The 12,158-nt window shown below is 41.7% G+C and carries 14 protein-coding genes and 1 tRNA gene; 6 read left to right on the forward strand and 9 right to left on the reverse strand.

What is annotated here, in order from left to right; all coding sequences use genetic code 11:
* Positions 1-115: 115 nt before the first annotated feature.
* From IJT21_05935 to IJT21_05950, 4 genes are read right to left on the reverse strand one after another with little or no spacing between them, the layout of a single operon-like run.
* Positions 116-496 carry a hypothetical protein gene (locus IJT21_05935; GenBank protein ID MBQ7577785.1) on the reverse strand — a complete coding sequence of 127 codons (381 nt, stop codon included), beginning with the start codon at positions 494-496 and terminating at the stop codon, positions 116-118.
* The gene (locus IJT21_05940) at positions 486-1,052 is read right to left on the reverse strand and encodes a nitroreductase family protein (GenBank protein MBQ7577786.1); all 567 of its coding nucleotides are present in this window, start codon (positions 1,050-1,052) and stop codon (positions 486-488) included. Before IJT21_05940 ends, IJT21_05935 begins: the two co-directional genes overlap by 11 nt.
* Before the next feature lie 3 nt (positions 1,053-1,055).
* A complete protein-coding gene (locus IJT21_05945) occupies positions 1,056-1,805 on the reverse strand; it encodes an MBL fold metallo-hydrolase (GenBank protein MBQ7577787.1) in 750 nt (249 codons plus the stop codon).
* 44 nt (positions 1,806-1,849) lie between these two features.
* The gene (locus IJT21_05950) at positions 1,850-2,245 is read right to left on the reverse strand and encodes a pyridoxamine 5'-phosphate oxidase family protein (GenBank protein MBQ7577788.1); all 396 of its coding nucleotides are present in this window, start codon (positions 2,243-2,245) and stop codon (positions 1,850-1,852) included.
* Between the two features lie 342 nt (positions 2,246-2,587).
* Between IJT21_05950 and IJT21_05955 the strand changes: the two genes are divergently transcribed.
* The 3 genes from IJT21_05955 (at position 2,588) to IJT21_05965 (ending at position 4,448) form a co-directional block, all read left to right on the forward strand.
* A complete protein-coding gene (locus IJT21_05955) occupies positions 2,588-2,947 on the forward strand; it encodes a winged helix-turn-helix transcriptional regulator (protein MBQ7577789.1) in 360 nt (119 codons plus the stop codon).
* Between the two features lie 199 nt (positions 2,948-3,146).
* A complete protein-coding gene (locus tag IJT21_05960) occupies positions 3,147-4,220 on the forward strand; it encodes a YedE-related selenium metabolism membrane protein (GenBank protein ID MBQ7577790.1) in 1,074 nt (357 codons plus the stop codon).
* A gap of 6 nt (positions 4,221-4,226) precedes the next feature.
* A complete protein-coding gene (locus IJT21_05965; GenBank protein MBQ7577791.1) occupies positions 4,227-4,448 on the forward strand; it encodes a sulfurtransferase TusA family protein in 222 nt (73 codons plus the stop codon).
* Between the two features lie 62 nt (positions 4,449-4,510).
* Here IJT21_05965 and IJT21_05970 read toward each other — a convergent pair.
* Positions 4,511-4,608: transfer RNA gene (locus tag IJT21_05970), tRNA-Sec, on the reverse strand.
* An 82-nt stretch (positions 4,609-4,690) separates the two neighbouring features.
* Here IJT21_05970 and IJT21_05975 point away from each other — a divergent pair.
* The 3 genes from IJT21_05975 to IJT21_05985 are packed head-to-tail and all read left to right on the forward strand — an operon-like array spanning position 4,691 to position 7,511.
* Positions 4,691-5,746 carry a histidine kinase gene (locus tag IJT21_05975; GenBank protein MBQ7577792.1) on the forward strand — a complete coding sequence of 352 codons (1,056 nt, stop codon included), beginning with the start codon at positions 4,691-4,693 and terminating at the stop codon, positions 5,744-5,746.
* The gene (locus tag IJT21_05980) at positions 5,715-6,350 is read left to right on the forward strand and encodes a response regulator transcription factor (GenBank protein MBQ7577793.1); all 636 of its coding nucleotides are present in this window, start codon (positions 5,715-5,717) and stop codon (positions 6,348-6,350) included. The genes IJT21_05975 and IJT21_05980 overlap by 32 nt, the downstream gene beginning before the upstream one ends.
* Positions 6,351-7,511, forward strand: a complete 1,161-nt coding sequence (locus tag IJT21_05985) for an aminotransferase class V-fold PLP-dependent enzyme (GenBank protein MBQ7577794.1) — start codon at positions 6,351-6,353, stop codon at positions 7,509-7,511.
* 113 nt (positions 7,512-7,624) lie between these two features.
* Here IJT21_05985 and plsY read toward each other — a convergent pair whose 3' ends face one another.
* From plsY to IJT21_06005, 4 genes are read right to left on the reverse strand one after another with little or no spacing between them, the layout of a single operon-like run.
* On the reverse strand, positions 7,625-8,269 hold the full coding sequence (gene plsY / locus IJT21_05990) for a glycerol-3-phosphate 1-O-acyltransferase PlsY (GenBank protein ID MBQ7577795.1): 645 nt from the start codon (positions 8,267-8,269) through the stop codon (positions 7,625-7,627).
* Positions 8,270-8,279: 10 nt separating this feature from the next.
* The gene (locus IJT21_05995) at positions 8,280-9,356 is read right to left on the reverse strand and encodes a RelA/SpoT domain-containing protein (GenBank protein ID MBQ7577796.1); all 1,077 of its coding nucleotides are present in this window, start codon (positions 9,354-9,356) and stop codon (positions 8,280-8,282) included.
* Complete coding sequence (csaB, locus tag IJT21_06000) at positions 9,323-10,288, reverse strand: polysaccharide pyruvyl transferase CsaB (protein MBQ7577797.1); 966 nt, start codon at positions 10,286-10,288, stop codon at positions 9,323-9,325. The genes IJT21_05995 and csaB overlap by 34 nt, the downstream gene beginning before the upstream one ends.
* Positions 10,285-12,144, reverse strand: a complete 1,860-nt coding sequence (locus tag IJT21_06005) for a hypothetical protein (protein MBQ7577798.1) — start codon at positions 12,142-12,144, stop codon at positions 10,285-10,287. The genes csaB and IJT21_06005 overlap by 4 nt, the downstream gene beginning before the upstream one ends.
* Positions 12,145-12,158: the final 14 nt, after the last annotated feature.

Here is a 12,158-nt window from a genome sequence, read left to right on the forward strand (position 1 = left end):
TAGCAAATTATGAGTCTCAACGGGCAAATTTTTAAACTCTGACGCAATTTCCTTCACAATTTTTTCTGTTGAACCGCTCGGACTGAAATAAACTAAATGCAGCGTCATGAAATTTTCACCTCTTGTCAATTACGTCAAAAATTATTGTGCGTTCGTGTTCTCTCGGAGTTAATGAAGTCAGCGCAAATTTATTGCCGTCCCTGCCTGATTTAGAGCCTAGAACCGCTAAATCTTTCCTGTACTTGATGTCAAAGAATGAGACCGAAAAATTTTCGTGCTTCAACAAATAATCAGCCGTATAACGCAAAGGGTTTACATAAATTGTAATTATCGGGCGCGATTGATTCGGAAGTCCCCAAATTTCACCCATTGACCCCCAGCCGATTGTACAGCCGTCAAAATCTTCAAGAGTTCCGGCAGTCGCGAGTCCCCATTCTTTGTCAAAGATGTTGAAGACTTCATAATGTTTGCTTCTGAAATCCATTTTACTTGACATATGAAACGGGTATAAATTCCGGCTTTACTTTGCGTTCAGGCAGAGGCGAGTCAGAATAACCTACAATCACAGACGCAAGAGCATCATAACCATCGGGAATGTCAAGAGCTTTTCTCACGTCGGGACGATTCCTCATAGCTACAACTGTTGTATTAATTCCGCAGCTCGCGAGTCCTAAATCTGTAGCTTGTAACTCCATATTTTCAATGATTGAGCCTACGTTCCAGAATAAATTTACGTTCATTAAATGCGCTTGGGGATTCTCTTTCTCGTCGTAAATTTTGCCTGAAAGAATTATCCAAACCGGTGCGCCATACATATAGGGACGAGGCATTTTCACGGGTGCGTCAGGTGCTGCGAAAATTTCTGCTGCTGCGTCGTCTGCAAGTTTCATAGCTTCAGGATTAGTAACGACTGACAAATGTAATTTATGCCAATGCACGATCGGAGCTAATAAAGCTGCGTCAATAATTTTTTGAATTGCTTCATCACTGGGCATTTTGTCATTATATTTGCGCGTCGATACCCTGTGAGTTAAAACTTTCTCAAATTCCATATTTTAGTCCAGCTTCATAATTAAATTTTTCTCAAGATTCTCGATTGCTTCAGGCGTATGAGTCGATAAATAGACTGTCGGATTATTCCTGATAAATTCGCGGACTCGGTTAAGTGTGTCGCGTGCTGCTGCTAGATCCTCAAAGACTACGGATAATTTATTTGCCTTCAATGCTGCGTCAGTGTAAGTTACGTCGCCGTGAATCAAGTAAAATTTGCCGTCATTCTCGACAATAATAATGCTGTTGCCGTTAGTGTGGCCGCGTGCTTTGATGAAATAAATTCCGTCTGCGATTTTCTGGCAGTGTTCGAAATTTTTGTAAGCTCCGTCAGTGTATTCACATCTGATGACATTATCGCCGGTTAATTTGAGTGTGTCTGCGTCTTCGGGGCCGATATAGATTTTTGCGTTCGGGAAGGACTTTAACTCGCCTGTGTGGTCGGGGTGCTTGTGAGTTACTAAAATTTTCGTTACCTGTTCGGGCTTATAACCGAGTGCTTTAAATGCGTCGATGTACTCGCAAATTTTTTTGCCGGTGTCGATCTGGGTTTTCTCTGTAACGGGAGTCTCCTTAAAACCGTAGGGCATACCTGTATCGACAAGTATAATTTCTGTGCCTGTGTCGATTAAATAATTTTGCAGACTCGAAGAATATTTTACATCGGGGCTGCCGTCGTTCTTGTTTTCTCCGCCGAAAGCAAAAGCCTGCGTCATGAAGCCGTTATTAGAAAATTGTATAGCTTTGATTTGCATGATAATTTTACCCTCCTGAGAAATATAACTACGAATATATTATATTATAATGGAAGTTCCTTTTTTTCGCCGCTCATTGATGAACAAACTGCGCAGCCTTCATCGAGATAAAATACTTCGAGTTTTCCGTCGCCTACTGAATAACTTTTTGCGAGTGCGGGCATGACCTCAAGAACTTTTTGCTGAGTCTCCGGTGTTGTCGCAAATTTTACGGTGCCTGAAATTCTAAGCGTGTTCATATTTTCGTCAACGGCAGAAATTTCGATTTTCGGATTAGCTGCTAATTGTTTGCATAATGACATATTGTTATCGGTCATGAATGCTAATTTTCCGCCGCATTCCATAATAAAGCCCATAGGACGGACATGAGGGACGTTATTTTCTGATGTTGCGAGGAAGAATACTTTTGACTTCTGGAGAAATTGTAATACTTCTTTCATGAATAAATCAGCCTCCTTGAAAATTTATAGTTCAAATTTTAGAATCTCGATACACACAAAACAAGAACGCAGTTTTTGCATATATAGTACATAAAAGCGTACTGAAAATTTTGCTTGTCTCATAATTCATACACGCAAGAAAAGTGATATAATTATTCACATCAATTCACGAAAGTTTTTCCCGCAAAAAATAAATTCTTACAACTACATTTGCAACTACAAAAAATTAATTTCATTCACGCACTCGCAATGACTCGCAAAGAAAAAAATTTTTTTATCGCGATAAATTCTTGATGTCATATAATAATCTATAAATATTTCATGAAACGGAGAAATTTTTACATGACAGAAAATTATTTATGTCCGTTAAAGCACCTTGCAAACACTTTCGGCGGAAAATGGAAGCTGCCAATAATCTGCATACTTTCAAGCGATGACTCGCCCAAACGTTACAGCGCAATTAAACGCAGACTCGGTAACATCACAAATTTAATGCTTGCTCAATCTTTGCGCGAGCTTGAGTCTTCCGGCCTCGTTCACAGAGAGCAATATAACGAAATCCCCCCAAGAGTCGAATATTCATTGACTGAACGCGGAAAAAGCGCACTATCATTCATAACTTATGCGGCACAATGGGCGATAAAAGATTTGCAGGAAAATTCAACGCAAATTTTTTGTGCAAAATGCGTTATTACGGACTAAATTTTTTGTTACAGCTTAATCACGAAATTTGTAATAAAATATATGTACTTGAAATTTGAATATCTTGAAATCAGGAGAAAATTTTTATGACATGACGAAAATTTAATCACGGCGCGGAGTGCTTTAATTTATGTGAGACTCTCTCCTTGTGTGATATGCGCGGGGAGGTGAAAATTTTATATAGGAGGCTTAAATTTTTATGGACAGAATTTTAACGTCAAGGCAGGGCCCATGGATCGCAGGCGGTTTTATAGGCTTGATTGCTGTAGCATTAGCTCATTTCGGCAACCCCGGGAATATGGGATTTTGCGTCGCTTGTTTCACTCGTGATATTGCGGGTGCTTTAGGTTTTCACAGAGCCGGAGTCGTGCAATATATTCGGCCTGAGATTCCCGGATTCATTCTCGGATCTTTCATTTCTTCATTGCTATTTCGTGAATATTCACCGCGCGGAGGTTCTTCCCCTATTGTGAGATTTGGACTCGGAGTCTTTGCCATGCTGGGAGCTCTTGTATTTCTCGGCTGTCCGTGGCGCGCATATTTGAGAGTCGCCGGCGGAGATTGGAACGCTTTATACGGTGTCGGAGGCTTAATCGTAGGTGTAATAATCGGAATATTATTTTTGTGGCAGGGATTTAGTCTCGGAGCAGCTGAATCGAATCCCAAATCAGCAGGTTTAATTATGCCGTTGATAGCTGTTTCTTTGCTTGCGTTCTTGTTCCTTGCGCCGAAATTTGGAGAAAACAACCCGATATTTTTCTCGACCAGCGGCCCAGGTTCACAACATGCACCCGCATTAATGGCACTTGCAGCAGGTTTAATTGTCGGCTGGCTCGCACAAAGAAGCAGATTTTGCACAGTCGGAGCAATTAGAGATTTTCTCATGATGGGCGACGCTTATTTATTGAAGGGTATTATCGCGTTTACAGTCGTTGCATTTGCTGCAAATTATGCGCTCGGAACGTTCAAGCCGGGATTTGAGTCACAGCCTGTAGCACACACAAATGAATTATGGAATTTTCTCGGAATGGTGTTATCTGGATTAGCTTTTACTCTTGCGGGAGGATGCCCGGGCAGACAATTAATTATGGCCGGTGAAGGTGATTCGGATGCAGGAATATTTGTAATCGGAATGCTTGCGGGTGCGGCTATTGCACATAATTTTTCGTCGGCTTCAAGCGGTGCAGGACTCGGCCCGACTGGAATTTATGTAACTGTAATAGGGCTTATTTTCTGTCTTTGCGTCGGATTCTTATTTGTTGACAGGAGGTAAATTTTTATGAGTGAAGTAATAACAGTTAATGCAAAAGGGTTATCTTGTCCGCAGCCTGTACTTGAGACCCGTAAAGCAATTTCAGGACTCGAATCTGGAGTCGTTGTAGTTCTTGTCGATACAGCAACATCAAGAAATAATGTAACTCGTTTTGCAGAAAATAAAGGTTGGCGGGTCAATGTCAGCGAACTTGACGAGGGCGGCTACAAATTAACGCTTGAGAAGTGAGAAAAAATAAATCCCTGTTGAATGAGTCAATCACTCGGCAGGGAAAATTTTTTTGCGATAATTGGCGGAAGTGTGTGGGAATCGAACCCACCAGAGACAGCTCAAACCGCCTCTCACCGGGTTTGAAGCCCGGGCCCATCACCAGACAAATCTCACTTCCGATTTCTAATAAACAGGCAATGAACGCATTATAATTGATTTATTCGCAAAAATCTATTAGACGGGAAAAAATTTTATTGAGAATGCTTAATTTTTCGTATAAGATATTATTTGATAGAGTCTTTGATCCGATTGCAGTACACAGAGTCGAGTCAGAAAATATTATATTCATTGACGTTAACACGGCTTATGAAAGAGTCATGAAGTTACCGCGCGATAAAATAATCGGCAAAAATTTTAATGATGTCTGGCCAAACGCTGAGTCTATGTGGTCGCAAATTATTCGTGATTCAGTCGCCCAGAAAAAAACTATGCATTGTATCGGTGAAAGTGTTGACGTTAAAAGCTACTTAGAGGCGATTGCTTTTCCTGTACCTCCTGATATGGCAGCAGTAATTTTTCTTGACAGAACGAAATTAAAGCGTTCAGACAATGCATTGAGAAAAAGTCAGAGGCATTTACGCGAATTAGCAGCACAGCTCACAATAATAGAAGAAGACACCCGCCGTGAAATAGCGTCATACTTGCATGATAAAGTCGGTTATGATTTAATCTCGCAGCTAAAAATTTTGCGGGAAATTGACTCACTCGATGACATAACGCAAATTAAATCGCTCACAAAAAATTTAATCGCAGGCACAGAAAATATTATCTCCGAAAATCGCAGCTTGATATTCGAGTTAAGCCCGCCCGTTTTGAAGGAAGCCGGACTCAATCCCGCACTTGATGAACTCGCGAAAAATATTCTTGCGCCTCATGGAATTTTTTGGCAGGTCATAAGCAAGGGCAGCACCGACGAATTTAGAGAGGATGACTCTATAAGCGTAATTTTATACAGAATGGCACGCGAATTATTAATCAACATCGTCAAGCATTCGGGAGCCTCGTACGTGAATATCATAATCAACCGCAAGCCCGAAATTATCACGATTGCAATAGAAGATAACGGCACAGGACTCGCGGGTAATAATAAAGGTTTTGGATTGTTCAGCATTCAAGAAAGATTATTAGCACTAGGAGGAAATTTTAAGATTATTTCTGAATCGGGTAAAGGTTTAATGGCTGTAATGACTTGCCCGCTGAAATTAAAGAATGGAGAAATCTTGCATGACAAAAATATTATTAGCAGACGATCATAATTTATTTATTGAAGGTTTGACAGAGTTAATGCGCAAATATCCTGATATAGAACTTATCGGCCAAGCTAAAAACGGTCTTGACTCAATAGAACAAGCGCAGAAATTAAGGCCGGATTTGATTCTAATGGATATAGCAATGCCGGAGCTTAACGGGATTAAGGCTGCTAGACAAATTCTCGCAAAATTGCCCCTCACAAAAATTATAGTTCTCTCAATGTATAACAGCCGTGAATTAATAGTCGAGAGTCTGCGGGCCGGCGCACAGGGTTATATCTTGAAAGAATGCAGCTCTAGTGAATTACATGAGGCTATAATAACAGTTATAGGCGGAAATTTTTATATTGCGCGTTCATCACTTGCAGTCGTTGTTGAAGATTATTTGCGTTTGCTCAAGGCCGACGAGAGAAACTCAGCGCGTTTATTGTCGGAACGTGAGCGGGAAGTCCTGAAACTTTTAGCGGACGGCAAGAACACGAAGGAAATAGCTTATGATCTCTCAATCAGCAAAAACACTGTAGACGTTCACAGGCGGCACATCATGGAAAAAACCGGCTGCACGAGTATGGCTGCTCTTGTGCGTTATGCGATAAGGGAGGGCTACTAAATGGCTGTATATTTAAACAATGCTGCAACGACTTGGCCGAAACCTGAAATAGTCGCGGACTCAATGCGAAATTTTTTAATCAACGGCGGTGCAAATTCTTCACGCGGGACTTCATCAGCTCGTGATATGTCGACGATGAATTTAATATTAGACTGCCGGATAAAGCTGGCTGAACTCTTTAACGGTTATGATAATCGCAACCCGCTTTTAATAACTTTTACGGCGAACATTACAGAGTCATTAAATATCGTTCTGCGTGGATTCTTGAGACCCGGAATGAGCGTATTAACTTCTTCAATGGAACATAATGCAGTAATGAGGCCTTTGCGCGCGTTAGAGTCAAAAGGTGTGAAACTTGATATTTTGCAGGCTGATTCAACTGGGAGTCTGAGTCCTGACGATTTGAGCGCGAAATTAGCAGATAATGTGTATGATTTAGCGGTATTTTCGCACGCAAGCAATGTATCAGGCACGCTGCAGGATATTAGCTCGTTGGCTGAAATTTGCAGGAAAAATAATTTGCCGTTAGTTCTTGACTCTGCACAGACGGCGGGACTAATTGATATTGATGCTGAAAAATTAAATCTTGCTGCATTGTGCTTCACTGGTCATAAAAGTTTAATGGGACCTCAAGGCACGGGCGGGATAGTTTGGAATCCTGATTTTGCGTCAAGAGTTGAACCTATTATAACTGGCGGGACTGGGAGTTACTCGCATTTAGAGATTCAGCCTGAAGATTTGCCCGATAAATTTGAGTCAGGGACTCCGAATTTGCCCGGTATAGCTGGTTTGAATGCTGCATTAGATTGGCTTAACGAGACGGGAATAAATAATATCGCAAATAAAGAACGTGGAATCGGCGCATATTTTCTTGAGAGGCTCAAAACTTTTAATGATGTTTTATTGACGGGAAAATCTGACATGAATAATAGACTTCCTGTTTTCGCATTTAACGTGAAGGATATAGATAACGGTATTCTTGCTGATGAGTTGTCATGCGCAGGATTCGAGACTCGGCCGGGACTTCATTGCGCACCGATAGCACATAAGACTTTGAATACTTTTCCTCAGGGAGCATTACGGGTTTCTCCGGGATATTTTACGACTATTGACGAGATTGACGCGTTTTTTGCTGCATTAAGTGAGTCAATAAAGCGATGATAACAAATACCGCCGCCGAACGGGTGGGTGGGTGGGGTGAGGCGGCGGGGAAAAACTTTATTGCTGCATTATTGATTATTGCGTGTATGTGAATAATGTTTTAGCTTTTGACTTTATTTCTTGGACTTAGGCGTAAATTTCGCTTCTGTGCCGTGAATCATTCTTGCTATATTCGTTCTATGCCTGAACACACACAAAGCAGCAAGTACAGCAGACAAAATAATAAACTCTTTCGGCGCTCCTAACATAGCAAAACCTAACGGCATCGCAGCAAGTGAAAGCATTGACGCAAGTGATACATATCGAGTCAGCCACCTCACAGCATACCAGATAGCCCCGCATAATAACACTACAGCAAATGACTTGTACGGCCAAATAAAAAATAATGTCCCGTAAGTTGTAGCTACTCCCTTGCCGCCTTTAAATTTCAGCCAGACCGGATAATTATGGCCTATTACGACAGCAAATGCAGCGATCGACGCAATTAAATTTTGCGACTCAGCCGGCGCAATATGTGCAGCTAGTAATAACGCAAATGCACCTTTTAACATGTCTACTATCGCCGTAAACCATGACCATACAGGCCCCATCGCGCGCCCTACGTTTGTTGCTCCGATTGCTCCGGATCCTATTGAACGAATGTCGAGTCCGTCGCGCTTTCCGTTTTCGTCCTTGTGAAATAATTTCGTTACTACATAGCCCGTCGGAAATGAGCCTATTAAATATGAGACTATCGCCCATAAAATTATACTTCTCATCATGATAAATTTATTTTCCTCCTGTAATTCTGTCTGAGCCTGATTTAATGTTGAGCTTCACTAAGTCTTTATCCTTGAGGTTATCCCACTTGAAATTTAACACCAGCAGGAACAATGCCGAGAACGGATCCATTTTCCAGTTTGTATTTTCCCTGAATGTGTCGTGAATCGTCTGCAACTGTCTCAAGCCTTTATTATCGCTTTCCATGTCGGCGAGAAATTTTTTAACGTCAGAAATTGTATCAAGTCCCGACGCGCGCAAAATATTGCACAAATAATTAAAGCTCTCACGCAGATAATTCGAGTCCGGCGTAAATTCCGGGAATCCTGCTTCAAGTGCTGCTGCGTTCCATTTCGCGAGAATTGAGTCATCTTCCTTGAACAAATTATATAATTCTTCGTCTGTAAAAAGTTTTTCGGCATTGATTGACTCAGGCTTTGAACGTCCGGGATTTTCTGAAGGCGGAATTAATACGGCCTCGTCCTTTATCTCGTTGCGCAAATTTAAGAAGCCTTTGTCGGCAGTCTCAAGCAGTCCCGCTAATAAAACTAGTTCGCGCGTTAATTTTTTCTCGGAAATTGCCCCTACAGTGCGATTCACTCGCGGGAAAATCGTAGCCCATGCCTCTTGTAACATTGTAGGAAGTTCGAGTCTGAAGCTCAAATTTTTATATTTCGCCCATTCACGCAAATTAGCTCTTGATTCTGACAGCGATAAAATGTACACAACTGCCGGATAACCAAATCTGAACGGATCTTCAAGCCCGCTGGATGGTACAGAACGAGTCGAATCAATATCAAATTCAGATTTTACGACCGACTCAATTTTCAGCACGTCCTCAGGGAATCGCAGCAAGACTCTAACTGTAACGAGGTCAATAGCGTTTAATTCGTTTTCCTCAAGTGCAGAAAGTGCGCGCAACAATTCCGCCGGAGGTTTTGCCCAGCCTTCTATCGCGTAAAATTCGACTCCCTCAAGCTCGACTAAATCCTGAATTAAATTCCTGATTCTTGTCGCAAATTCCTCGTAAAGCGTGAGGCTCTCGACATATCTTATTCCGATTTCATTAGTTCTGCGTTTATCCATGTGCAAATTTTATCATAATATAATAAATTAATTTCGCGCGGTTTTACTGGCTCTACCCACGAGTCAATTATGCAGGGAACGCCGGACTCTTTTGCAAACTCGCTGACTTTCACGTCATAAGGCATTAACGCTAAAGGAGTCGCAAAGATTCTCGACAACACACCGAAATGTAAGCGCATTCCAATAGCTGACTCTGAATCACTCCAAATTTCGCACGCCTCATGAAAATTTTTGACTCTTATAATATCTGTAAGCGGCAAATTTTTTAGTGCGCTCTCGTCTTCAGGAGCAAGGGCAACACCGATTTTCGCGGATTTATAATTATTTATGTGAGGCAAAATTATTTTCACGAACGAGTCAAGATTCCTGCATGGACGCAAATTTATGAGCAATTTATTATTTTCGCGCGTAAAATTTCCCGGTTTGAGACTCAATGCAATGTCAGAGCCTCTAATTATATTCACGCAATTAAATTTTTCTGCGAGTTTCTGCGAGTTATTGTCCCTGACGTGAACCAGCCTGCACAGCCTTAAAGCATTTCCCGCAAAAAATTGACCCGTTCGACTCTCAAGCGGCCCGATTGACTGACCAAGCGCAAAAATTTTCGTTCCGGCCATTTTCGCGAGCCTCATAATAAGCCAATACCATACGCAAGATTTTATACTTGTTGAGTCCTGAAAGAGTCCACCTCCGCCGAGTATTAGACTTTCGGAATTTCTCAGCACCCGCCAGACTTCGCGATATTGCCAGCGGTTAATCGAGTCAACACCGAAATTTTTTGTTGTCTCATCGGGATTATTTGAGAGAACTATAATTTTTTCGCGCGTGACTCCAGCCTCAAGCAAAATATTTATACTCGCCTGCAGTAATAATTCATCACCGAGATTATTAAATCCGTAATAGCCTAATAGAGCAGCTTTATATTTTCTCATGATATAAGAGGCCGCAAAATTTTCAACAACGGAATCAGCACAAATTTTACCAGCAGGACAACAGCAAGACCGACAATTAAGCCCGTCCAGAGTCCGTTAAATTCCCGCAGTAATATCAGCGTCAAAGGCGTGTGAAAGTGGCAGAAACTATTTATTACAGTCGAGAAGCCTAATACAACGCCGATTCTCAAAATTTCGCGGTAATGTGCAAATAATTTTTTGCTCACTAGAAAATTTAACAGCAATAACGACGGATAACCGACAAAAACTTCACGCGTTCTTGGCCTTGCGATTAAGACTCTTTCTAATGTCTCGCGTATTCGTGCTTCAAATCCCGGAATAAATGCAACGTTCCCGCTCCTGAATATCATTAAACCAACAGCAGCCAGCAGAACGCCTATTAACACCAGCTCACCCCATAGCGGCGGCCTTGAGAGAAATTCTATCAATGACTCAGGATGTATGCGCCTCTTCAAGTCATGCAGCAAAACAAGTACAGGAGGCAGAATTAGAGTCAGCTTTACTCCCGAAAAAGTTTGCAATCTCAGCATATAACTCGTAACACTGAAGAACGACGCAAGAGCAAGACCGCTTATTATCGCAAACAAGAACGAGGGAATTAAATTTTTATCGCGGTTAGAGTCCATTGCAATTAATGACGCTTCAACAGCAATTAACGGCGCGGCAAAGGCTCCGGCAATACGTGCAATGCCTGAAAATTTATATATCGCTAGTGCAGTCAGAATCCCTAAAATTGTGAACACTGCAAAATTTTTATTCGTGCGTGATAATCCCATTCTCGTAAAATATGAGTACGCCGCAAAAAATAATACGCCTGACAAAGCAAATGCCGCAAAAATATTCGTGTCCAGCTTCTCGCGCGCAAAAACCGCATCAGGCCAAGCAAGTTTAAACCCGTGAGATTTGAGTCCGTCAGCAAGTGATTTTACTTCTTTCGCGAAATCTTCAAATATAAATTCTGACGAGTTCGGCGGAGCAGTCCTCAGCAGCAAAAATCTAACTGAACGCTCAACAGCAGCCCGCAAGAGTCTTTCACGCAATGCAGTTCTTGAAATTTTACGGGTCGTCATTTCCTCATTTGTAACGCTGTGTAACGGGATTAATAACGGCGACGATAAATTATTCATTGCAGGTTCACCAACTTGGCGCGAAAATTCAACGAGTCCAACCGGCAAATTTAATTCGTGCGCAACATTAGCAAGTACGCTGACATCAGGATAACCGGAAACAATTTCTCCCGCAGGTGTGAAAGCTGACAGTTTGTAAAGCTCATTAACTTTTTTCAGCATTAAAGCAGCTCGGTCGGCCAAGTGCCCCGGTGATGGTGCAGGTCTGTAGTAAATAGGAAGATTATTGCGTTTTGCTGCTTCGAGTCCGTCAATGTCAGGAATTATTCCCGAAGTCTTGAACACGTTAAATGACATTGGAATCTTTACCGGTCCGGTTTTATCGTCGGAAATTGCAAATCTGACTCTAAGCCATTCATTTAACAAATTTTTATACGGGCTGTCGGGCATTATTGAAATTATTGTGCCTTCTGTGCCGTTTATTGGGTCGCGTGCTGTCTTAAATTCTGCGTGGCCTAGTCCGTGATCAATGTTATCGCCGGTTAACTCACTGACCATTAAGCCTGTCAAACCGTTGTCAACTAAAATTTTTATTGCCTCGTCAGTGTCAAGGCCGGAATTTTTTGCTAATGCCGTAATCTCCCGATAATCTGCGAGAATGGCGACATCATTATTTGCCCGTTCGAGTCTGAATCTCGGAATCAATCCATAACAGGCGCAGGCAAGTATTACAGCAAAGAATATAATTACACAAAATTTTTTGTTCATGAATAAATTTAATC

Source organism: Synergistaceae bacterium (assembly GCA_017443945.1).
Taxonomy (GTDB): Bacteria; Synergistota; Synergistia; order Synergistales; family Aminobacteriaceae; genus JAFUXM01.

Excerpts from the sequence above, each read along its gene's own strand:
- IJT21_05980 (MBQ7577793.1), top strand. The coding sequence starts at position 5,715 with ATGACAAAAATATTATTAGCAGACGATCATAATTTATTTATTGAAGGT.
- IJT21_05965 (MBQ7577791.1), top strand. The coding sequence starts at position 4,227 with ATGAGTGAAGTAATAACAGTTAATGCAAAAGGGTTATCTTGTCCGCAG.
- IJT21_05960 (MBQ7577790.1), top strand. The coding sequence starts at position 3,147 with ATGGACAGAATTTTAACGTCAAGGCAGGGCCCATGGATCGCAGGCGGT.
- IJT21_05985 (MBQ7577794.1), top strand. The coding sequence starts at position 6,351 with ATGGCTGTATATTTAAACAATGCTGCAACGACTTGGCCGAAACCTGAA.
- IJT21_05995 (MBQ7577796.1), bottom strand. The coding sequence starts at position 9,356 with ATGGATAAACGCAGAACTAATGAAATCGGAATAAGATATGTCGAGAGC.
- csaB (MBQ7577797.1), bottom strand. The coding sequence starts at position 10,288 with ATGAGAAAATATAAAGCTGCTCTATTAGGCTATTACGGATTTAATAAT.
- IJT21_05955 (MBQ7577789.1), top strand. The coding sequence starts at position 2,588 with ATGACAGAAAATTATTTATGTCCGTTAAAGCACCTTGCAAACACTTTC.
- IJT21_05935 (MBQ7577785.1), bottom strand. The coding sequence starts at position 496 with ATGTCAAGTAAAATGGATTTCAGAAGCAAACATTATGAAGTCTTCAAC.
- IJT21_06005 (MBQ7577798.1), bottom strand. The coding sequence starts at position 12,144 with ATGAACAAAAAATTTTGTGTAATTATATTCTTTGCTGTAATACTTGCC.
- IJT21_05940 (MBQ7577786.1), bottom strand. The coding sequence starts at position 1,052 with ATGGAATTTGAGAAAGTTTTAACTCACAGGGTATCGACGCGCAAATAT.
- IJT21_05975 (MBQ7577792.1), top strand. The coding sequence starts at position 4,691 with ATGCTTAATTTTTCGTATAAGATATTATTTGATAGAGTCTTTGATCCG.
- IJT21_05945 (MBQ7577787.1), bottom strand. The coding sequence starts at position 1,805 with ATGCAAATCAAAGCTATACAATTTTCTAATAACGGCTTCATGACGCAG.
- IJT21_05950 (MBQ7577788.1), bottom strand. The coding sequence starts at position 2,245 with ATGAAAGAAGTATTACAATTTCTCCAGAAGTCAAAAGTATTCTTCCTC.
- plsY (MBQ7577795.1), bottom strand. The coding sequence starts at position 8,269 with ATGAGAAGTATAATTTTATGGGCGATAGTCTCATATTTAATAGGCTCA.